Here is a 23,210-nt window from a genome sequence, read left to right as displayed (position 1 = left end):
TAGCCGGCTACCGCCCCTCGCCACTGTCGAGGGGCGGGGACGCTTCAGGATGTTTGCGCTGCGATTTCTAAGGCCTGGCGGGTCAGGCGGCGTGCCAGATCTCGGTAGTCGCGCTGGATATGCTCGTAGAAGGTATTCACCGTCGCGTCGGACAGCGGCTGCTCCTCAAGCACCTCGGCCTGCGCAAGGTTCAACGTGTCGGCCAGGCTGACCAGCTGCGTGCGCAGCGTAGCCTTGCGCTCGACGCTCACGGACGGGCTCACCCACTCGCGGTGCGCTTCCAGCAAGTCCTCCAGTTGGCTGCCGGCCTCGGCACGTTGTTCCAAGGCTTGGTTGAACGACTCAACGTATTTTTCTTGCAGGTACTCGTTCCAGAACGGTTGCTCAAGCATGCCGTCGACCAGACCGTTACCGCGCTCCTGATGGGCAATGTAGCGAGCGGCGCGGCTGAGGTGGGTTTCCGTGACCCTGGCGGTGTTGCGGTAGACCATATGTTCGGACAGCCACGGCAGGTCGAGTCGCGCCTTGAGCCCGGTCTGGTAGGCCAGGTACACCTGCACGTCGTCCACCTGGTTATCTCCACTGCCGAAGGCTTGTCCCAGCCCTCCTTGGCTGATCGGGTCGGTGCGATATTTGATTTCGGCACGCGCGCGCTCGTTGACCTGATCCAGGCGCCAGGATTGTTTGGCCAACGTCGCCAGGCGGCTCTCGCGGCTGGCCAGGCCTGCGGCGCTTTGGTCTTTGAGGATGTTTTCCAACAGCGTCTCGACACCGATGCGGTTGAAGATCTGCGCACCGGCATCGGCGCAATTGGCGGGCGCGCCGGCCAGGCTGAATATGCGCTCGCGGAACTGGGGGTTCTCGTCCACGGCAAACAGCACCTGCCATACGCGTATGGACAGGTCTTCCCGGCCCTGGCGGAACAACCGCGCATCCTCCTGGGTTTGAAAGCGCTCCGGCGGTTGCAGCAGATGGAGCACGTCGAACAAGCCCTGGGAACCGTGCTCTTTTTCGACCTCGTCCCAGACCTCCTTGGCCGTTTCCAGATCCTCGCCTTCCAGGCCGCTTGTCCAGTAGTCCCGGTTGGCTTTATCGCCGACCGGGCGGGTGCGATAGGGGTCGATGCCTTGGGCGCGGCGATAGCTGACAAAACGGTCTTCGTCGAGTCGTTCGAGCTTGGTACGGTCCAGCCAACTGTTGGCCACGATGCGCGCCGCCGACGAATCCGAGGCGAACTCAGGCACGGTGCGCACGTTGGTGTTGCTCAAGTCCAGTTCCGGCGTGACCCGTTTCGGGCTGTCCAGCCCCGCCGGCCAGGCGCTGATACTGGTTCGCCGCAACACCATGCGGCGCAGCTCAGGCAAGTGGCTGAGGTCCGGAGCCACGCGCAGCTGCGTATTGCCTTCCAGGTTCAACGAGCGCAGAAGCTGGCAGCGTTCAAGGATCGCGTAGTCGCTGGGGCGCCAGGCGATGGGGTTATTGCTCAGGTTCAGTTTGGCCAGGAACTTGATATTGGGCAGCTGTGACGGCAGGCCGGCGAGGTTGTTGTCGGACAGGTCAAGGCTGCGCAGATTGGGGAAATTGTCGAGGAAGTCGGTGTCCCGATCCCCCAGGCGTGTGCCGCTGACATTCAAGCGCGTGACATGGCTGAAGTCCGCCCGCAGAGGCTCCAGGCTGGCGATATAGCGCCCCAGGGTCAGTTCGCTCAGGTCCAGCCGCGTACCGCCGGAGCGTGCCTGCGCAGGCAGCAGGCGTTGATAGGCGCCTTGTTCCCAGCAGTTTTTTAGTTCCTTGATGATGTGGCCGCGCATCAGCATTTCGTTGGCCACCAGCGTGGCGCTGGCCTTGGTCAGGCTGGGCTTCTGCTTGCGGAAGTTCTCCAGCTCTGTGTCCAGCACCGCGCGGTCGATTTCCAGGGTGTTGAGCAGTTGCTCCGCTTCCGGGGTTTTCAGGTGCGGTGTCACTTCTTCGATCTGCTCGGTGCTCAAACTTGGGCATAACCTGACCAGGGTTTCCTTGAGCGTCGGCGGTTGTGGCGGTTCGCGCCGAAACAGGCGGCGAAAGGCGTCGAACATGGGCTTTTGCAACAGCGACTGGGCGGCGCGCTCATCCACCTGACGCCGTGTGGGGGCTTGCAGCAGCGTGCGACGGTTGCTCAAGGGTTCCAGTTGTTCTTTGAGCCAGGCTTTGAAAATCGCGCCCTGGCCGGCCACATAGTCGATCTTGCCCGGCGGTAGCAGCCAGATCAGGGCTTCGTACAAGCTGAACTGCGGTTGCGGCGCAGCGCTGCTCATATCGTGGATCTGGTACTGCCCAGGGCCTGTGTGCAGCAGGATTTTCCTCGTGGCGGCCTCGGCGGCGCCGACCTGGCAGCGCACCTGGCCCTGGGCGGTCTGTTCGTGAATGGCGATGCTTAAGTCGCTCAGTGCGTCGGTGTGCTGGCGCAGGATATTGAGCACCATGCGTTCGGTGTCCGGGGTCAGCAACGCGTCATCGTAGAGCCCCTCGCTTGCGTGGCTGGCGCGCACTTCGTTGGCCAGCGCCCTTGCCAGGTTTTTCAGGCGCAGAGGGATCTGCCGCTGCGTGTTCAGCGTTTCCAACTCATCGGGCGAGGTGCGCAGCAACAGATTGGCCACCAGGTTTTTCGGCAACTGCGGGAACTGTTGTTGAATCAGCTCGCCAGGGGCGGTTTCGGCCACTTCCGTGGTGCTGTAGAGATGGTTGAACACGGCGGTTTTTTCCCGCGCCACTTTATCCGCCAGTAACCCGCGCAGGGCCTGGATGCGCGCGGCAGACGTAGGCCCGACCGGGGCGGGCAACAGGCCGGCGAACTCGCTGTCGCTCAAGAACGTAGCGAGGCGTTCGGGCAATTGGCCGGCGCTTACCTCGCGATGGCTGATGTTCAAGGTGTCGGCATCGCTGGCTGTGGCTGCGCCGTAGGTGAGGGCGTGCCCGCTCAAATCATCGTTGATAAACACGGCGATGGCCTTGTTCGGCGGCCAACCGGGTAGCTCGCTGGTGGTTTGCGCGGCCCAGTTGTCCGGTAGCTTGGCGGCGGTGCCGGCGCGCACCTGGGCCGGTGCGCGGTCGACCTGCGCCCGCAGCCTTATTCGCCTGAGGCTGTCGACCAACAGCGGCGGCGGGCTGTCGCGGTCGGCGTACATCATGCGCAAGTCTGCATCGCGGGTGGCGCTGGTCTCGCAGGCCTGTTCCAGCTGGGTCGCGTCGAACCCTTGCACCACCGGGCCAAGGCGGCTGCGCAGCCTGTGGCTGTCCCAGGTCAGCGGGTCCTCGCCTTCGTGATACCACGCGCCGTGCTCGTTATGAACGAGCTTGGGGGCGTAGGCCTCGGCGCGGCTGGGGTGTTTGATGCGATAGGTGCCGCTGGCTTCATCCTGCTCGACGACATAGTGCTGACCCTCCAGGCGCAGGACTTTCTGCTCGCGGTGCCCATGCAGTCCGAGGGCATCGGGCTGTGCGTCGGCCGGCAACTGCAACGCGGGGCGGGCGTAGGGCGCCAGATCCGGGTTCCACAAGCGCGGTCGGTCGCCCACCTGCACGGGTTGCAAACCGTCGATAAACGGCGAGCGCTTGAACGCACCCACCACTTTGCCGCCGATGGCGAAGGCGGCCACTTGTACCAGGTCGTTGGTGACGGTGAGCAGGTGTTCGCCGGCCTCTCTGAATTGGCCTTCGCTCAAATCCACTGCGCCTTCGACCGCATCATAGGTGAGTTGGAACACGGTGTAGGCCAGCATCAGTTCGCCCAGGTAAGGCACGAACGGCGTGACCACCATCAGAGCGACATTGAAAATATCCGATAACAGGCGGGTGAAGTTATCCCACCAGGCCCAGCGCGCGTGGGTGTCGGCGTCGGCGGTGGAGACCGCAATGGCGCGCCCGTCGTTGAGGATCTTGTTGAGCGACTGCTGGTAGAGAAATTGCCACAGGTCGCCCCTGATCGGGGTCGCGGAAAACTGTAGGCGGGGGGCGGTCAGTGGCGTTTCGCGCCAGCTGGGGCGAGGGTCCAAGGGGCTGTACTGATGCCATTGGACGCGGCACAGCCGCTGGCTCAGGTTGGCAAAAAAATGCCCGCGTTGAGTGTGATCGACAAACTGGCTGAAGAACTGCTGGTAGGTCTGTTGCTGGCGCGACGGGATCGGCGCGTTGGTTTGCAGTTTGCGCGTCAGGTCCTGCATGAAGGCGAGGCTGGAGTCGTATTCTTTGACCGGGCTTTCGGGGTCATGGGGGATATAGGCGATCAACTTCGAGGTGCTGGATACCCGCTCCAGGTCCGCGGCGATCAGCAGAATGCCGCTCAATGACACGTCCAGAATGCTCAATTGATAGAACTGCATCACGCCACGATCACCGCGCAACGTGCGCATCAGCAGGTGGAAGCCGGCCATGCTCAAGTCGGCGGGCTGTTGCGCGACAGTGGGGATGCTGGCCAAGTGAGCGGCGACCTTGAGGGCAGCTTTTTGGCTGGCGATCACCTGGTGCTGCAATTCGGTCCGCGCCGCCGTGGCTTCAGGCAGCAGGCGCTCGTTCAAGTAGCGTTGGTAGTGGGCGCCGAGGTCCAGCTCACGGCACAGGGCCTTGAACTGTTGGATCGACATCGTAGTGTCCAACGGCAGCACGGCGAAGTGGCCGCGATAGTCGGGTTGAGTGATATAGCAAGAGTTGATATCAAATGTTTCGCGTTTGGCGAAGTTATGCAGGGCGGCATCCAGTAATGAAACTTTGCGGGTGGTCACGCCGTTGGAAAAATCAATGACGTACCACGGCGTTGCAACCGGAATATATAAATAAAGAAACGTGGTCTGCACATTCAGGTCGAGGCCGTATTTATCCTGGATGGCTTTTTTCAAGCGCGGTTCGGCGAAGGCGTAGACATCCTGGATATCGCTTAACAGCCGGTCCACTTGGTTCTGCGTGCGCCAGCCGTCGGCATTGGCCTCCTGCAGGGCTTGATGCTGCGCCGAGGTCAGGCCGGCGAGCCCGGCCGGCCGCGTCAGAGTGGCGGTGTTCAGTTGGCCGAGCCTTGCCGGCGTGCTGGAGGTGATCCAGTCTGGAATGGTTTTTTTGATCAACCCGTAGTGCGGGCCTTTATAGGTGCTGCGCGTAGTTTCAGGTGGAAGAAGTTCGGGCATGAACAAAGACTCTTTAATGGGTTCGAGTCGCTAGTTTCATGCTTTGAGAATTGCCGTAAAAGTTCAAAATGCTGAAGCTTATTAATCCATTGAGTGTGAAGTTAATGGGTTATTTGAATGCAAGTTATAGATAACTAACGCCCGTTGTCGGGGGCTTGGCACAGGGTCTGTTCGCCGGGTTGCAAATAGGGCGTCAACAGCGGCGCCATGCCTTTGAGCACCTGCACCGGCAATGCCGAGGTGAAGGTGAAATTCTGCGCCGAACTGCCGGGTACGAACGCGGTGAGAGTGCCGAAATGATGCTCACCGATATAGAACACGAAGGTGGCCGTGCGGTTGATCGATTTGGAACTGAGCACCCGCCCGCCGGCACCGATGGCCTCAATGCGATTGTCGCCGGTGCCAGTCTTGCCGCCCATGATCAACGGCGTGCCGTCGCTGAGTTTGAAACTGCCGGACACGCGTTTGGCGGTGCCGGCATCCACCACCTGCGACAGGGCTTCGCGCAACGCTGTGGCCACTTCGCTGGGCATCACGCGCTTGGCTTTGTCGGGGTTATTGATCAGGTGCGTTTCATAGGGGGTGCCGGCGGCAAAGTGCAGGCTGTCGATGCGCAGGGTCGGCTCGCGCACGCCGTCGTTGAGGATGATCCCCACCAGTTCGGCCAGCGCCGCCGGGCGATCACCGGAACTGCCGATGGCCGTGGCCAGCGACGGCACCAAGTGATCGAAGGGGTAGCCGACTTTTTTCCAGCGCTCATGAATATCCAGGAAGGCCTCGACCTCCAGCATGGTGCGAATGCGGCTGTCGCGCGCGCTCTTGTGCCGGCTCTTGAACAGCCAGCCGTAGACTTCCTGGCGTTCGTGCTCGCTGGCGGCCACGGCCTGGGCAAAGGTCGCGTCAGGGTGGTTGAGCAGGTAGCCGAGCAGCCACAGGTCCAACGGGTGGACTTTGGCGATATAGCCTTGGTCCGGCAAGTCGTAGGCACCGGGGCCGTAGTCGGTGTAGAGCTTGACCAGGCGTTCGTCGCTGAGTGTTGTGGCGGTGCCGGACGGGGTCAGGTGCGCTCGTACAAACCGGTTGAAACTCGCCTGGCTGGCCTGGGGCAACAGGTAGCGGTGTACGGCGGCCAGGCGGATCGCGGTGGGGTGGAGGCTGTCCAGAAACGTATCGAGGCGCGCTTGGGTGTCTTTGTTGCGGTACTTCTTCCAGAAACGCAACAGGTAGGTGGTGCCCTCGCGGTCAGCGAACTGGGCCAGGTATTCCTGGCGACGCGGGTCGCTGTCGTCTTTGAGCAACGCGGCGCTGTTGCCGGGGGCCTGGTAGGTGCTGTAGCGCACCAGGTCGCGCATCAAACGGATGAAGGGCAGGTTGATCGACTCGCGCAGGGACTCGCGCAAGGTCGGGTTGCGCCCGTTGTCCTCAGCGCGAAAGTTATGAAAACGATGCAGGCCGCCACCGGTGAAAAAACGTTCGCCGGGGCTGGCCGAGTACTGCCGGTCGAGGGCCGCACTGAGCATTTTCGGCAGGCTTGGATCGGTGTTTTGTGCCAGGTAATCCAGGGCCCAGCGCGATAGGCGATCCTGCTCGTCCACCGGCACTTTCTTCAAGGCGGCGGGCGTCTGGCCGGCATAGCGGTCATGCAACTCGCTGATGATTTGCAGGTAGGTGGTGAGCACTCGCAGCTTGGCGGTGGAGCCCAGTTCCAGTTTGCTGCCTTCGTTGATGTCGAAGGGTTGGTCGGTGCTGTCGGTCTGCACCCGCACCCGGGCACCGTCGGCGGTCATCTCATAGAGGTTGAAGCTGTAGCGCACTTGCGCGGTGCTGGCGGAGGTCAGCAGGCGCGGCCCCAGCAGGCCCAATTGCGCGGCGAAGGCCGGGTCCGCCAGGCGCTTGAGGTAGTCGGTGGCCTGGGTTTGCAGGTCGCTTTGCAAGGTACTGGTGGCGGCCAGGTCCAGGCGGTCAAGGTCGTAGAGCGGGCGATTGAGCAATGCCGCGAGGCGGCTGCGGGCGACACTGATGCCTTTGTTGGTGTCGATCGGTTGGATCGTCGGTTGTTGCAGCCAATCGCGATAATGCACCTTGCTGGCCAGGGCCGCGTCGGCCAGGGCCGCGTCGATCACCTGGTTTTGTGCGAGCAGGCGGATATGGCTGTCGGTCAGGCTGGCCAGTTCGTCGTGGCCTCGGGTCAGGTAAAACGACGGGCGCCGCTGGGCGATCATCAGCGACAGCACCTCGCGCAGCGCCAGGCCACGTTGGCCGAGCAGGTCCGGCTCGTGGCCGGCGAGCAGGGCGTTTGTTCGGTTGAAATCGGCGCCGAACCAGACCCGCAGGCCTTCGGCCAACCCATGCACTTCGCCGTGACCGGGCACGGCGGACAGCGGCACGCTGTTGAGGTAGTCACGCACGATGCGCTGGCGCGCCTGCAAGGTCTGCGGGCCGTCCTGATAGGCGCGCACGCTGGCGGAAATCATCTGGCGGATCTTCTCGCTGCCCGACAACGTCAGGCCATCCGGCGAGTGGCGGTATTTTTCCAACTGCGTGGCCAGGGTACTGCCGCCGGCGGTCTGGCCGGGCAGGTGCAATACCTTCGCCACTTGCGACCAGGCGGCCTTGGCGAAGCGTGGCCAATCCACCGCCGGGTTGGCCAGCGGCTGGTCGGCGGCGAGTAGATCGCGGTTCTCGATAAACAGCAGGCTGTTGACCACCACCGGTGGAATCGCGCCAAAATCCCGATAGGCCTGCTGTGGGTACATGAAGGTGTACAGCGGCGTGGCGCGGCAATCGCTGATGGTCAGCCCGGCTTGGATTTTTTCCGCGTAGGGCACGAACAGGTCGTGCTCGGTGTAGGCCATCAGCGCCGCAGAGAACCGGGCCTGGCGCTGGATCAGGTAGTCGCGTTTGAGCAGGCGCGGTAGAAACTCATCCAACGCGCTGTAACCCAGGCGTTTATCGAACGGGCCGTCGCCGGGATAGACGATGGCGTCGCTGGGGCCGGGTTGCACGTCGTAGGTCAAGGTCTGCGCCAGGCGACTGAAGGTGCGGGCCTGCCAATGGGAGGTGAGCATCTCGCGGCGCGCCGCCACGCCGGCAATGACGCTGCCGATCAACAGCAACAGCCAGAACATCCTCCAGGCGTAGCGGGGTTTGCGCGGCTTTTCGGGCAATGGCGGTTCAACCGCACTGTCGGTGGCAACCGCAGCGGGAGGTGAATCGGTGTGCCATAACGCGCCCATAGTCGATTGATCCATTCACGCAGATTGATCGGACTTGACTCAAGCTTAGTCGCTGATTGGCGTTGGCAAGGAATTTGTCGCCGCCATAACCGGTTACCGCTGGCAGCCCAGACGGCCGCGCTAGCGTGCGGGTTTGATCGGACCGATCCCCGCGTCCGGCACAAGAAAGTCAGCATGCCTCAGTCGACAGGTTCAACCTCCGCGCGTCACGACCATATTGAACAGATCGTCACCGTTTTTTCCGATGTTCCAACCCTGCACGAGGTGGCGGTGACCCAGGTGCAGGCCCTGCTGGATACGCATTACCCCGCGCTTAATTACCTGGCCCGGCGGGTGGCCATCGGCACGCCGTTGCGCGCCGACCAGCATCACTACAGCCCCTTGCCCGATGAAGTGCTGTTGCGCCTGGCCAGTGCCGCGCCGGTGCGCTACGTGGAAGGGCATCATCAGGTGGCGTTGCTCCAGCGCGAGAACTATGTGCCGGGCGGGCCGTCGCTGGCCGACATGGAGCGATGGGTCAATCAGTTGGGGCCGCGTCTGCTGGAGGCCTGGCTGGCGCGTCTGGGCGATTGGTGGCGCGACACGGTACCGGTGCAAACCACGCGCTGGGCCTACTTGTCCGCCAGCCTGCTGGCCTTGTTGTACGACTGTGACCCGCCGGCCGGCATGGATGAACAGGCGTTCGAACGGATATTCCCGCGCGAGCGGCTGCGCCCGATCCGACCCGATGCGCAATGGAGCGTGCAGCAAGAAGCACTGAGCGTGTGCACGGTGCAGGTGCGGCGCCAGGGCAGTACGCAAGCGCCGCGCATGCTGCCGGTGCTGGTGCTCGACCATGCCCCGAGCGGCGCGCAAGCGCGTACGTTGCTGTTGTTCAGCCCAGCCACTGGGATTCATCCTCTGGACAGCCTGGACGCTATCGCAGCCCTGATCCCCGATTACCTCAGTCAGGACCTGGCAGGGACGGCGGTGGAGTGGTTTATCGAACAACCGCCGGCGGACCCCTTCGATCTGCTGGCCGCGTGTTATGCCGAGCGCCAACGGCTCGACGTGCTGGCCATCGACCCCACGGTGCCGCGCACGCCGCGCCAGTACCAGCAGATGCTGGACTACGTGACCGATCCGCGCCGCTGGTTCGAGACGGTGCTGACGCCGATCCAGCAACGCTTGCAGGACGCGCTGCCGCTGTGGCTGGTGCACGCCTCGGCGGACGACAGCCTGGCCTACGCCCGTGGCTTGCAGGCCCTCGCCGAGCAGCAGGCGCGTGCCGCCGGGCAAGGGTTTCTCGACGGTATCCCACCGATTCGCGCCTTTGCCGCCGAGGCCCTGAAGCGGTGCCTGGCCAAGCAACCCTTGGCTAAAGACCTGAACCCGGACGACATCGAGTTGACCTTCAACCTGGTCACAGCGGCCATGTTGCCGGGCGGTTACCCCAGTGGCGATGTGCAGCGGGTCAGCCTGAGCCTGACGGAACTGGCCCTGGAGAACCTCAGGGGCTTTCCCCATGCGCCGTCCCAGATCACCCTCAAGGGCCGCGCCGCGGCGACTTGGTTGAGCGCTTCGCTGTTGCTGGCCTGCGTCACCGAGGTGGACATCGGCCAGTCCTACCCGGACCTGCTCAAGCAAAAGCTCATCAGCGATCCCCCCGAACGCGCACGGCGCGAAGCCCTGTTTACTGGGCAATTGCGCGCGCAGCTGCCATTGCTGGCCTTGCAGATGAAACTCAAGGGGGAGGGCGGGTTGACCCAGGCAGGTGCGCGCTTGGTAGCCACGGCAGTAGCGTCGGCTGCGGATGAGCAGGCGGCGATCTGGCCTTTGGCGTTCAAAGCATCGCCCACGGCCGCCGAGGATCCTGTGCTCAGCCACTTTGTGATCGGCGCGCGCAATAGCGAGCAGGGGCCGCATCTGCTCTATCGCCCGTTGTTCACGCCGAGTCTGCGCGAGTTCGAATCCCCTCGGGCGCTGTTGCAGGCGATCCAGGCGCCGGGCGAGTTGCAGGACAGCGTGCTGGCCTGGATCGCCCCGAGCCGTCAGGCGGTGTATGCCAACGGTGGGTTTCTGGAACCGCATATCCGTCACTTTCATCAGGGCGATGAATTCAGCGTGCCCGCCCGGCCCGCGCCCGCTCAACTGAGCAAACAGGTGCAAAGCAGCGACCCACTGCCCCGACTGTTTGCTGCCACCGCCGAAGCGTTGGTGAGCCTGGCCGACGCCGAATCAGTGTCGAACGCCGAGCAGCGCTGGGCGACGATCAAGGCCGGTGGCTGGTTGCTGTTCAGCAGTGCGTTGCCGTTTCTGCGTGGCCCGGCGTTGCTGGCGGGCTGGATGGTGCAGGTGCTGGACAGCGTGCAGCGCGATGTGGCCGCCTCGACCCCCGCCGACCCCGTCGCCCAAGTCGAGGGCGCGATGGACCTGCTGAGCAATCTGGTGATGGTCCTGGCCTATCGCGCCTCGCCCCACGAGCGGCCGGCGACGCTCGATCTGCGCCATCCGGTGTTTGCGCGCACCCGAGCTAGGCTGTCATCGCCTTCGCCTACGGTGACGCGCAGTGCCGCCACGCTGCCCACCCATGCGCCGTACCGCTGGAGCAGCGCCCGCGATACGTTGACGCCGTTTATGCGCGAACGTCTGGAGGGGATGAGCCTGCGCGCCGTGCAACAGCCCTGGCCGCTCGCGTTGCCGGGCGCCGAAACCGCGGGTCGGCTCAAGGGCCTGTTGCAGGACACCCGTTCGGCTCCGCCGCAATGGCAGGCGGTGGTACGCGGCCATGTTTATCGAGTGCGGCTGGTCGGTGACAGTGTGCAAGTCACCGACGCCGCCGGCACGGCCAGCGGCCCCTGGCTCAAACCGCTGGAGGGCGGCGGCTGGGATGTGGACCTGCGCCTGCGCCTGCGCGGTGGCCAGGCCGACACCCCGGCGGCGCCCGCCAGCACCGAAGCGCGCCGCCAACAACTGGAGCAGGATTTACGTCAGTACGCCCAACGCCGCGAAACCGCTGACCGTGCTATCGGCGTGGCGCGCAGCCTGAAAACCAGCCACGCCGGGCACATCACCGAACAACAGCGAATCGCCGCCGATGCCCGCTACCTGCACGAGTTACAGAACAAACTGGAGGCTTCTCGCCTTGAACTCCAATGCCTTAAAGACCTGCAAGCCCTACGCCCGCGCCCCGCTTACGAGCGCGAGTTGAGCACGCTGCTCGAAGGCCAGATCCTCAACCTGCGCCAGTTGCTGCAATACGCTCGGGAAGCGACCGCCGCGCTGCATGCCAGGCTGGTGCCGGCGCTGGAACTGGTGCAAGCCGAGAGTGAAGCGGAAGCATTGTCGGATATCAACCTAGAGGCGCATCGCAACATCGTCGAAGGCATGCGCCTGTTGGCCGACCAAAACCAGAACGCGATTGTCTGGCGCAGCCTGGAAATCGACACCCTGGACGCGCTGGAGCGAGTGCCCAAATACGGGCGCGACAAAGCCCAGGCGTTCAAACAGAGTGAGGCGGCTACGCCGACGGTGCTGGAGTTGCAGTCGTTGCAAGTGTCCGCGTTGTGGGCGGTCGCGCTCAACAGCGAGGGGCCGAGGCTGGACGATGATTTTTTCCAAAGCCTGGACGACACCGTACAACGTGCCCGTTGGGCCAGCGGCTCCCAGGCGCAGCTCGATGAGCTGGCGTCGCACAACCCGGAGTTGCGCGTCGAATTGCTGGAGAGCTTCGATCGCGTGTATGCCCAGACCGACGACCGCATCGAGTTCTGGCGCGCCATGGAACCGGACAAGTTCCACCTGGGCTACCTGGACAAACTGCAACAACTGTTCGCCCAATTGCACCTTCAGGTACAACGCGAGTTGGCCGCGACTTTGGAGCCGGCGCCTGTCACCCGGCCCGCGTCCCGTGTGCGGCAGAAGAAAATAATCCGCACGCGCAACCAGGACCTGTACGTGGCGCGGGTGACAGTCACCAGCGATGAGCAGCCGATTGAAATCGCCGAGGTCACCGACGCTCAGAACGAAGTGATTGCTTCGTTTACCCAGGCCACCGACGGCATCTGGGAGCCGCTCAACAAAACGCCGGTGCAGCGCACGACGTCGTTGCCCAACCTGGCGCGCTTGATCGAACAAGGCCAGGCCCTGCGCGCGCCGGTGGAAAAGGCCATCGCCGAAGTGTTGAAAATGGCGCGCAACGCCAACGAACCGCAGTCCCTGCAAGACATCCTGGAGCAGCGCGCCGACAAGTTACGCCGCTGCGCCGATGCCATTCAGCAGCGCCTGTTGCTCAGCGAGCCGGATCGTTTGGCGGCCACGCAAAGAGCCCGGGCGCGCACCGAAACCGACGAGCTGCGAGCCGCTGCCAGTCGTTTGTCCGAGCAAGGCTTGCAGGCGCGCTTGACCGCTATCAAGGCGCGCCCGCCGACCCAGGCCGGGTTGGACGTGTTGGTGGGGCATCGCGAAGCCAAGGTGTATCGCCAGGGCGAGCGCGTGGCGTTGGCGGGGCGCTCGGACGACTGGCTGCAAAGCTATGTGGTGATCGACGAACAGAGCCGACAGCCCTGGTGCTACGGGCATTTTCACTACGGCCGCCAGACCGGGCCGGACGATCATTTCAGCGCCGCGCACCTCAAGACTCCGGAACAGCACCGGTTGGGCAAACAGGCGCAGATCGAGGCCCAGGCCCAGGCATTTGCCAGGATGAAGGCCGGGCAGAGCGGACGCGTCAGCCAGACCCTGGAGATCCATCGCGGCGAAATCAACCTGCGCATGGCCCGCAAGCTGTTCTTCGATGCGCCCGCCTGGCCTGAGGGCAAACCCTCGATCTAGAGCGCTCGCCCCCCGCGCCTACGACCAGAGTAGGGGCATGACGCTGCACCTTGGCTGTGCAATACTCGCCGCCGTTTCCACGGCAGAACGCCACGTCAGGCAGTTAATGCCCCTCCGCATAAGCGGCTTTTGCCGCGAGTTCTCGCCAAATTTTGTCGTTTATTGAGTGAAAAGCCCTGTTGGGAGCTTTTTATACTGCACGCCCGCTGATCTGACGGTTGTTCTGTCAGACGGTTCTGCCCACGAGGCAGGCCGGTTATTCAGGCGCCCGCGCTTATCCGCGCTAACGTCCATGACTCGGTGGATCAATCCAATAACAAAATGAGGTTGTATCCCTATGCCCTCTGGCAACCACCTGCCCCATGGCGAGACCGCTCAAGGCGGCCCGCTCAAACGCGAACTGGGTGAACGGCATATCCGCCTGATGGCCCTGGGCGCCTGTATCGGCGTCGGCCTGTTCCTCGGTTCGGCCAAGGCCATCGAAATGGCCGGCCCGGCCATCATGCTCTCCTACATCATCGGCGGTCTGGCGATCCTGGTGATCATGCGCGCCCTCGGCGAGATGGCCGTGCACAACCCGGTAGCCGGCTCGTTCAGCCGCTATGCCCAGGATTACCTCGGGCCGTTAGCGGGCTTTCTGACCGGCTGGAACTACTGGTTTCTGTGGCTGGTGACCTGCGTCGCCGAGATCACCGCCGTGGCGGTGTACATGGGCGTCTGGTTCCCCGATGTGCCGCGCTGGATCTGGGCCCTGGCGGCCCTGGTGAGCATGGGCACCATCAACCTGATCGCGGTCAAGGCGTTCGGTGAGTTCGAGTTCTGGTTCGCCCTGATCAAGATCGTCACCATCATCGCCATGGTCATCGGTGGCGTCGGCATCATTGCCTTCGGCTTCGGCAATGACGGTGTGGCGCTGGGGATTTCCAACCTCTGGGCCCACGGCGGGTTTATGCCCAACGGCATGACCGGCGTGCTGATGTCCCTGCAAATGGTGATGTTCGCCTACCTGGGCGTGGAAATGATCGGCCTCACCGCCGGTGAAGCACGCAACCCGCAAAAGACCATCCCCAACGCCATCGGCTCGGTGTTCTGGCGCATCCTGCTGTTCTACGTCGGGGCGTTGTTCGTGATTCTGTCGATCTACCCGTGGAATGAAATCGGCACCCAGGGCAGCCCGTTTGTGATGACCTTCGAGCGTCTTGGCATCAAGACGGCGGCGGGCATTATCAACTTCGTGGTGATCACGGCCGCCCTGTCTTCCTGCAACGGCGGCATCTTCAGCACCGGGCGCATGCTCTACAGCCTTGCGCAGAACGGCCAGGCACCGGCGACCTTCGCCACCACTTCAAGCAACGGCGTGCCGCGCAAGGCACTGCTGCTGTCGATCGCCGCGTTGCTGTTGGGCGTACTGCTCAACTACCTGGTACCGGAAAAAGTCTTTGTGTGGGTGACGTCCATCGCCACCTTCGGTGCGATCTGGACCTGGGTGATGATCCTGCTGGCGCAGCTCAAATTCCGTAAGAGCCTGAGCCCGGCCGAACGCAAAAACCTGAAATACCGCATGTGGCTGTACCCGGTCAGTTCCTACCTGGCCCTGGCGTTCCTGGTGCTGGTGGTGGGCCTGATGGCGTACTTCCCGGACACCCGCGTGGCGCTGTATATCGGCCCGGCGTTCCTGGTGCTGCTGACGGTACTGTTTTATGTGTTCAAGCTGCAGCCGACCCAAGCGGCGGCGCGGTCGGCTTGACCGCCTGAACCGGCGACCGCGCAAAGCGGTCGCCGGTTTGCGTCAGCGGCTGGCGCCCAAGGGCGCCGGCCGTGGCGCGCTCAAACGCTGATTGAATTCCAGCCAGGCCGCCAGCGCCGCCATCAACAGCAACCCCAGCAACGCACTGAAGATCTGCATCGGCCAGGCATCGTTGACTTGGGCGTTGAGCATGTCCGCCAATGGCGCCAGCAATACCCCCAGGCAAAACACTTCCAGCGAATGACGCCCCATGCGGCAGCACTGCTGGGCCGGCCAGTTCTGTGTCCAGCCGTGGGTGGGCAACAGCTTGGCGGTGACATAGGCCAACGCCAGAAAATGCAGCAGGCGCACCGGCGACAAGTCGGTCTTGCTGATCGGGTACAACCACTCGTTGAGCAGCGTCGGCATCAGCGCATCGTGAATCTGCGGCCAGCGCCACGACAAGGTAATCACTGCCGCCAGCAAGCTGTACGCCGCCGCGACCATAAACACGGGCTGGCGCGACAATGCTCGCGGATCGGGCGTGTGGGGCCGGCGAGCATGGATCGACGCGGCGCCGCCGAGCACGAACAGCAGTTGCCAGGTCACCGGGTTGAAGTACCACACACCGTCGGCAATCGCCGCCAGGTTCCAACCCAGTTTTGGCGCCAGCAGGTACACCGTCAGCGACACGGCCACCACCGCCAGCGGCACACGCACCAACGCCGGCAGCACCAGCGGCAGCCCAAGTAACAGCACGATATACAGCGGCAGTGGGTCCATCAGATTGGGTTTGAAGCGCAGCAATAACTCGTCGGTCAGCGCCTGCTGCGGGTTGGTGATGAAGTGCGTCAGGCCCATTTCCTGTACCAGGTCGCGGGTTTCCACATGGCTGTTGGCGAAGAACACGATGCCCATCAGCATCGCCAGCAGGAAGATATGCACCACATACAGCACCCAGGCCCGGCGCAGGATTTTCAGGCAGGCCATGCCATAGCCCTCGCGCTCCATCACCTTGCTGTAGGCCAGCACCGAGGCATAACCGGCGAGGAACACAAAGACCTCGGCCGCGTCGCTGAAACCGATGTTGCGCAGGGTGATCTGGCCGAGGGGATTGTGGGGGACGTGATCCCAGAAAATGAAGATCAACGCCAGGCCCCGAAAAAAATCGATGCGTGGGTCGCGTCCGTTCAGCATGGCAGCGGGCTCTTGAACAAAAAGGATGGAATAAGGACAGGTCGACGAGGCTGATGTCGTACGCCGCCTGTCGGGCGCGCGCAGGTTGGCGGTATTTGTAAGCAATTGCAAAGCCTGGGTATTACTGAATGTCTCAATTGTTTGCGTGCGCCACCTGTTAATTCTGACAGTAGACGGGCCACGGCCTTCGTGGCTTGCTGGGCCGAGTCGCAAACGAGCAACGACATGGCCAGGCTATGGAAAGGCTTCTTGAGCTATTCAGTGATTGGCGCCGCCAATACGGTGATCCACTGGCAGCTGTTCTTCATTTTCAGGACTGCGTTTGGTCTGACCCAGACGCTGAGCAATTTCCTGGCCTTTTGCCTCGCGGCAAGCTTTTCCTTCTACGTGAATGCTGTCTTCACTTTTGCTATGCCGGCGTCGTTGCCGCGTTACGCGCTGTTCATGCTGTGCATGGGCGCCTTGAGCCTGGGCGTGGGCGCCTTGGCGGACCGCTGGAACGCACCGGGGATCGTGACCGTGATGGTGTTTTCTTTGGTAAGCCTGGTGTGCGGTTTCTTGCTGTCACGCTGGGTCGTGTTTCGCGAGCGTGATCGATGAGGCTCTCGCTGGTGGTGCCGCTGTTCAATGAAGAGCAAGCCGTGCAGCTGTTCTATCGTACGGTGCGACAACAGCCAGCCCTGGCTGCCTACACGGTCGAGATCCTATTGATCAACGATGGCAGCACCGACCGCACCGCCGAGTACGCCAAGGCGCTGGCCTTGGGCGACCGCGATGTGGTGCTGATCAACTTTTCCCGCAACTTCGGCAAGGAAGCCGCCCTGTTCGCTGGGTTGGAATACGCGTCGGGTGACGCCGTGATCCCCATGGATGTCGACCTGCAAGACCCCATCGAGGTGGTGCCGCAACTGCTCGCCGAATGGCAAAAAGGCGCCGATGTGGTGCTGGCTAAACGTCGCAACCGCTCCAGCGATGGCTACCTCAAACGCCACAGTGCGTCGATGTTCTATCACCTGCTCAACCGCATCGCCTACACCCACATCGAAGAAAACGTCGGCGACTTCCGCTTGATGGACCGCAAGGTGGTGGACGTGATCAAAGCCTTGCCCGAGCAACAGCTGTTCATGAAAGGCGTGCTGTCCTGGGCCGGTTTCACCGTGGCCATCGTCGAGTACGACCGTGCGCCGCGCGCTGTCGGCCAAAGCAAGTTCAACGCCTGGAAACTGTGGAACCTGGCAATGGATGGCATCACGTCGTTCAGCACCTTGCCGTTGCGGCTGTGGAGTTATATCGGCGGGTGTATTTCGCTGCTGGCGCTGGTGTATGCCGGGTGGTTGGTGCTGGATAAATGGCTGTTTGGCAACCCGGTGCCAGGGTATCCGTCGTTGATGACGGCGATTTTGTTTTTGGGCGGGGTGCAACTGATTGGGATTGGGATTCTGGGCGAGTATGTGGGGCGGATATATATGGAGGCCAAGCATCGGCCGAAGTACGTGATTGCCAGTCAATTCGGCGTGAGAGAACAGCCGGAAAATACCGTGCAAGGAGGCAAGCATGTTTAGCGATTATTTAAAAAACAAGCATAAAACGATCGTGCTCGGTGGCTGTATCCTGCTAGTCGGCGCCTGGGTGAGGCTGCACGATATTGATAAGTCAGGTATCTGGACCGATGAAGCATTTAGTCTGATCCTCAGTGCCAAATCACTCCCCGATATCCTGTATCACACGGCGCGTGATGTTCATCCGCCACTGTTTTATTTGATATTGCACGGGTGGATGCTTCTCTTTGGCGACGGTGTTCATACTGCGCGTCTACTGAGTGTGATATTCGGCATTGTCAATGTGGTACTGGCCATGTGGTTGATGCGTTTACTGGCCGGCTGGCGGGCGATGATGCTGGGCGGCCTGCTGGTTGCCCTGTTGCCGATGGCCGTGCGCTACAGCCAGGAAGTACGCATGTATGTGCTATATGCCACATTTATGCTTGGGGCAATGATCGCTTTAGTAATGTGGCTTGAACAACCGCACCGGCGACGGTGGCTGATCGCTTATTGCCTGCTGATGGTGGCTGGGCTTTATACGCACTATTTCACCGTAACATGTGCTTTCGCGCATTGGTTGTACCTGGCGTTTTTGACGAGTACGCAACCTAAAGGGGAGCGTTGTCTTATGAGGCCTTCGTGGTGGGTCGCCAATGCTGCCATCGCGCTGATGTTTATCCCTTGGTTGCCTAGCCTTATACAACAAATGAAGTATTCAGGCTTTGACTGGATACCCGCGTCGGAAATCAAAACAATTTTCGGCGTATTTTGGCAGTTCCTCAATGCTAATGAAGGCACAGGGTATGCGCCCGTCACCTTCTATAGCTTGGCAGTGCTGTTAATGCTCATGTCTGTTTTCATTGTTATTGAAGGCAACAGGCTGGGGAAAAAGTACGCGTTGTTGGTAACGATGGCGTGGGGACCGATAGGGTTGATTATCGTCGTTTCAATCTTCAAGCCGCTCTTTGTCTACCGTTACTTCCAAATGTGTGCCTTTGCCTACTCGATGATTGCGGCTGCGGTGCTGGACCGGTTGTTAGAACGCTCATATGTTGTTTTTTTAACAGTACTGGCGTTGGTGGCCTATATACAGATTGATGGGCTGTCTGTCGTATACGCAAAAAATCCGCAAAACCTGCAGGAGTTCAACCAGTTCAATCGCCTGGCGAGCGAGGTGAAGTCGCACTCTGTTTCGCAAGATGGCCTGCTGGTACTGAATTTTTTCTTGCAGCTACCGATGGTTTATTACTTTAAAGGTGACACGCTCCCGATGTATTACACGCCGTTGAACAGTGATGGAACGTCTAGCCGCCCCGATGGCTACCAGGTGTGGACACTCTTCAACGAACACGCGGATCGAGTCTACGTGGAACGGTTGGAGTCGCTCACCACGGGCTCAGGCAGAGTCTGGTTGATGGATGGGGTGTGGGGCGGGAGCTCAACCCACAAGCTCCCCGATCACTGGCAATTGTTGCAGACGCTTACGGTGGGTGCAGCCAAGGCCGAACTCTTTGTCATCCGTCGACAGGATGCACCCGTGCAAAAAACGGCAGGCAGCCCTTAGCGGGCTCACCGTGGAGGGCTCAGGCAGCCTCAGCTTCTAGCGGCTCAAAACTATCCGCTCGCGCCATCTGCCACATGCGCGAATAGAACTCGCCATTCACTTCGCCGGTGAGCAACTCGCCAGGCTTGAGGAACACATGCAACTGCGAGAACAACTTGATCTCCGTCGCCGACATGCGCCGCACCAGGTGTTTGGCCGACAGCTGCGAGGGGTGATCCAGCCCCGCCGCCGCGAGCATTTCGGCCAGGGCCTTGAGGGTGTTGCGGTGGAAGTTGAATACGCGCTGGGCCTTGTCCGGTACTACCAGAGCACGTTGGCGCAACGGGTCCTGGGTGGCGACGCCGGTCGGGCACTTATTGGTGTGACAGCTTTGGGACTGGATGCAACCGATGGCGAACATAAAGCCGCGCGCCGAGTTGGCCCAGTCGGCGCCGATGGCCAGCACGCTGGCGATATCGAACGCGCTGACGATTTTGCCGCTGGCGCCGATTTTGATTTTGTCGCGCAGGTTCAGGCCCACCAGCGTGTTGTGCACGAACAGCAAACCTTCGCGCAGCGGCACACCGATATGGTCGGTGAACTCCACAGGTGCGGCGCCGGTGCCGCCTTCCTTGCCGTCGACCACGATAAAGTCCGGGAGGATGCCGGTTTCCAGCATGGCTTTGGCGATGCCCATGAATTCCCATGGGTGGCCCAGGCAAAACTTGAAGCCCACCGGTTTGCCGCCGGACAGTTCACGCAATTGGGCGATGAACTGCATCAGCTCGATCGGCGTGGAAAACGCACTGTGGCGTGACGGCGAGATGCAGTCCTCGCCCATCTGGATACCGCGGGTGTCGGCAATTTCCTGGGTGACTTTGTGTTTAGGCAGGATGCCGCCATGGCCGGGTTTGGCGCCCTGGCTCATCTTGATTTCGATCATGCGCACCTGGGGGTTCTGCGCCTGCACGGCGAAGCGCTCCGGGTCGAAACGGCCGTCGCTGGTGCGGCAACCGAAGTAGCCGCTGCCCAGTTCCCAGGTCAGGTCGCCGCCGTGTTCGCGGTGGTAAGGGCTGATACTGCCTTCGCCGGTGTCATGGGCGAAATTACCGAGCTTGGCGCCCTGGTTCAGCGCGCGGATTGCGTTGGCGCTCAACGAGCCAAAGCTCATCGCCGAGATATTGAATACCGACGCCGAATACGGCTGTGTGCATTGCGGGCCGCCGACCATCACACGGAACGCGCTGGGGTCGCTCAAGGGAGCGGGGCGCATGGAGTGGCCGATAAATTCGAAGCCGGACTGGTACACATCGATCAAGGTGCCGAAGGGTTTGTCGGCGGTCTCGTTCTTGGCCCGCGAGTACACCAGCGAACGCTGGGCGCGGGAGAAGGGCAGGGCGTCGCTGTCGGACTCCAGCAGGTACTGGCGGATTTCCGGGCGGATGGCCTCCACCAGGTAACGGATATTGCCCAGGATCGGGTAGTTGCGGCGCACCGCGTGAGGGCTTTGCAACAGGTCGAAAATGCCGATCAGGCTCAGCGCGCCGGTGACCAACGTGATCGGCCACACCCACTCATAGTGAAGGAACGGCAGGCTGGCAAGGGTGAACAGGACGCACACGGCAAAGAAGGCGTAACGGCTTAGCAAGGACAGGCTCATACGGGTTCCTTGAGGTCGGACTCTTACAGGTCGGTGCGGCATTCTGCGCCGCTAACGAAGGCCCAGACAACCGCCGCTTGCACTCAAGGCCGCCCGGACGGCCCCGCGCCAGACAGCACGCGGCTGTCCGTGACCTCGAACCGCGCCTGGTTGTCGGTGGTCGAGTCGGCCCCGACGAACACGCTGAAGCGGCCGGCCTCGACCATCGGTCTCCAGTGCTCGTCGAGCAAGGCAAAATCCTGCGCGTCCAGGGTAAAACTCACGGTGCGCGTTTCACCGGGGGCCAGGTGGACTTTGCGAAAACCGCGTAACTGGCGGACCGGCCGGGTCACACTGGCGACGTCATCGCGCAGGTACAACTGCACAATTTCGTCGCCTGCGCGCTGGCCGGTATTGGTGACGTTCACTTGCACCGTCAGCGTGTCGGTGGAGGCAATCCGGTCGGCGCTGAGGTGTGGCGTGGCGTAGCTGAACGTGGTGTAGCTCAGGCCGAAGCCGAACGGGTACAGCGCAGTCCACGGTGAATCAATATAAGTGGAGGTGTACAGGCCCTCGCCACTGGGCGGGCGACCGGTGTTTTTATAGGCGTAGTAGAGGGGGATTTGCCCGACGTTACGGGCAAAGGTGATGGGCAGTTTGCCGCTTGGGTTGACGTCACCGAACAGAATATCGGCCACCGCGTGCCCCGTTTCGCTGCCCAGAAACCAAGTCTCCAGCAGCGCCGGAGCCTGGGCAACGGTGTCGGATAACACCAGCGGGCGCCCGTTCATCAGCACGATGACCACGGGTTTGCCCGTAGCCAGCAGCTCGCGCAACAGCGCGTCCTGGGCGCCGGGCAAGCCCAGATGCGTGCGACTGCGCGCTTCACCACTCTGGTTGGCGCTTTCGCCAAGCACGGCAACCACCACCTGGGCAGAGCGGGCGGCCTGGCGGATCGAGCGCAAATCCTCGATTTGTTCGCTGTTGGGCGCAGTGCCGGGCAGGTAAATCACCTCGGTGTCTGGGTCGACGGCGCTGCGAATGCCTTGCAGCACCGTGATGGAGTCCGCGGCCAGTCCCACCCCTGGCCATGGCCCGAGTGTGCTTTCGGCGTCCGTGGCCAGGCTGCCGACCACCAGCACCTTGCGCAGGCTCTTGGGCAACGGCAGCAGCGCGTCGGTGTTTTTCAGCAGTACGATGGATTTCTGCGCGGCCTCCCGTGCCAAGGCACGGTGCTGCGGTGTGAGCAGATTGGCCCGTTGCCGAGCTTCATCGCTGTAGCGGTAGGGGTCGGCAAACAGTCCCAGGCGTTGCTTGGCCTTGAGCACGCGGCGCACCGCCTCGTCCACGGTGGCCAAAGACACCTGACTCGCGCGCACCAGTGAGGGCAAGTACTGTCGGTAGGTCTGGCTGGCCATTTCAATGTCCACCCCGGCGGTGAACGCCAGCCGTGCCGCATCGGCCGGCACAGCGATGATGCCATGCTGGTTCAGTTCCCAGATGGCGTTGTAGTCACTGACGATCAGACCGTCGAACCGCCACTCATCCCGCAATACACCGGTCAGCAGCGCCTTGTGGCTGTGCAGGGGAATTCCGGCCAACTCGTTGAACGACGGCATGATCCCATCGACTCCGGCCGCCACCGCTGCGCGGAACGGCGGCAAATACACCTCGCGCAAGGTGCGCTCCGACAGGTCGGCGCCGTTGTAGTCGCGGCCGCCTTCCGCCGCGCCGTAGGTCACGAAGTGTTTGGCGGTCGCCAGCATCGAAGAATTGTCCGAGGGGCCTGCGCCATGAAACCCCCGGACCTTGGCCTCAGCCATCGCGGCACCGAGAAAGGGGTCTTCACCGGCGCCTTCCACCACACGGCCCCAGCGCGGGTCGCGGGCAATATCGACCATGGGTGCAAAGGTCCAATGCACGCCGCTGGCCGTGGCTTCGATGGCGGCGGCACGGGCGGTGCGGTAGGCAAGGTCGGTGTCCCAAGCCGCGGCCTCCGCCAGTGGCACGGGAAATATCGTGCGGAAACCGTGGATCACATCATAGGCAAACAACAGCGGGATATGCAGGCGCGATTGGGTGACGGCCTGCTCCTGCAACTGCCGGGTCTGCTCAGCACCGTAGGCGCCGAGCACCGAACCGACGGTGTTGATGGACGCCGGCGGCAACTGCCCGTTATTGATGACCGGACCGGTCGGGGTGATCTGGACACCCAACTGGCTGAGCTGGTCGATTTTTTCTTCCAGCGTCATCTGCCGCAGCAGGTCTTCCACCGGGTCCTGCTCGGTGGCCTGCACGCCGACGCTTATGCTGAGCGCCAGGTAGAGCAGGGCTAATTGACGGTAAAGGTTCATGACGGCGGG

10 protein-coding genes are annotated in these 23,210 nt (G+C 62.3%); 5 read left to right on the top strand and 5 right to left on the bottom strand.

Going from position 1 to position 23,210, the window contains the following annotated elements:
• Positions 1 to 44: 44 nt before the first annotated feature.
• Both FIV35_RS06645 and FIV35_RS06640 read right to left on the bottom strand, forming a co-directional pair.
• The gene (locus tag FIV35_RS06645; RefSeq protein ID WP_083377905.1) at positions 45 to 5,153 is read right to left on the bottom strand and encodes an NEL-type E3 ubiquitin ligase domain-containing protein; all 5,109 of its coding nucleotides are present in this window, start codon (positions 5,151 to 5,153) and stop codon (positions 45 to 47) included.
• A 134-nt stretch (positions 5,154 to 5,287) separates the two neighbouring features.
• Entirely contained in the window at positions 5,288 to 8,389 is a 3,102-nt protein-coding gene (locus FIV35_RS06640; protein WP_034137146.1) for a transglycosylase domain-containing protein, read from the bottom strand.
• A gap of 174 nt (positions 8,390 to 8,563) precedes the next feature.
• Between FIV35_RS06640 and FIV35_RS06635 the strand changes: the two genes are divergently transcribed.
• Together FIV35_RS06635 and FIV35_RS06630 are read left to right on the top strand one after the other, a co-directional pair.
• Positions 8,564 to 13,201, top strand: a complete 4,638-nt coding sequence (locus tag FIV35_RS06635) for a hypothetical protein (protein WP_083377904.1) — start codon at positions 8,564 to 8,566, stop codon at positions 13,199 to 13,201.
• A gap of 337 nt (positions 13,202 to 13,538) precedes the next feature.
• Positions 13,539 to 14,948 carry an amino acid permease gene (locus FIV35_RS06630; protein ID WP_034137147.1) on the top strand — a complete coding sequence of 470 codons (1,410 nt, stop codon included), beginning with the start codon at positions 13,539 to 13,541 and terminating at the stop codon, positions 14,946 to 14,948.
• Between the two features lie 42 nt (positions 14,949 to 14,990).
• On the opposite strand, the gene FIV35_RS06625 is transcribed toward FIV35_RS06630, so the two are convergent.
• Positions 14,991 to 16,124 (bottom strand): OpgC family protein, encoded by a 1,134-nt coding sequence (locus FIV35_RS06625; protein ID WP_034137148.1) that lies wholly within the window; start codon positions 16,122 to 16,124, stop codon positions 14,991 to 14,993.
• A 225-nt stretch (positions 16,125 to 16,349) separates the two neighbouring features.
• Between FIV35_RS06625 and FIV35_RS06620 the strand changes: the two genes are divergently transcribed.
• Genes FIV35_RS06620 through FIV35_RS06610 form a run of 3 tightly spaced genes read left to right on the top strand, consistent with a single transcriptional unit; the run spans position 16,350 to position 19,229 of the window.
• Entirely contained in the window at positions 16,350 to 16,724 is a 375-nt protein-coding gene (locus FIV35_RS06620) for a GtrA family protein (RefSeq protein ID WP_034137149.1), read from the top strand.
• Complete coding sequence (locus tag FIV35_RS06615) at positions 16,721 to 17,686, top strand: glycosyltransferase family 2 protein (RefSeq protein ID WP_052198925.1); 966 nt, start codon at positions 16,721 to 16,723, stop codon at positions 17,684 to 17,686. The genes FIV35_RS06620 and FIV35_RS06615 overlap by 4 nt, the downstream gene beginning before the upstream one ends.
• Positions 17,679 to 19,229: a glycosyltransferase family 39 protein gene (locus FIV35_RS06610; RefSeq protein ID WP_052198926.1), complete on the top strand. Its 1,551-nt coding sequence runs from the start codon at positions 17,679 to 17,681 to the stop codon at positions 19,227 to 19,229. Before FIV35_RS06615 ends, FIV35_RS06610 begins: the two co-directional genes overlap by 8 nt.
• Before the next feature lie 19 nt (positions 19,230 to 19,248).
• Here FIV35_RS06610 and FIV35_RS06605 read toward each other — a convergent pair whose 3' ends face one another.
• Positions 19,249 to 20,868: an FMN-binding glutamate synthase family protein gene (locus FIV35_RS06605; RefSeq protein ID WP_034137150.1), complete on the bottom strand. Its 1,620-nt coding sequence runs from the start codon at positions 20,866 to 20,868 to the stop codon at positions 19,249 to 19,251.
• An 83-nt stretch (positions 20,869 to 20,951) separates the two neighbouring features.
• Positions 20,952 to 23,201, bottom strand: coding sequence for a glycoside hydrolase family 3 N-terminal domain-containing protein (locus FIV35_RS06600; RefSeq protein ID WP_052198927.1), 2,250 nt, complete (start codon positions 23,199 to 23,201; stop codon positions 20,952 to 20,954).
• Positions 23,202 to 23,210: the final 9 nt, after the last annotated feature.

The sequence above is a fragment of the Pseudomonas rhodesiae genome (assembly GCF_007858255.1).
Taxonomy (GTDB): Bacteria; Pseudomonadota; Gammaproteobacteria; order Pseudomonadales; family Pseudomonadaceae; genus Aquipseudomonas; species Aquipseudomonas rhodesiae.
This window is presented reverse-complemented; position numbering and strand designations above follow the sequence as displayed.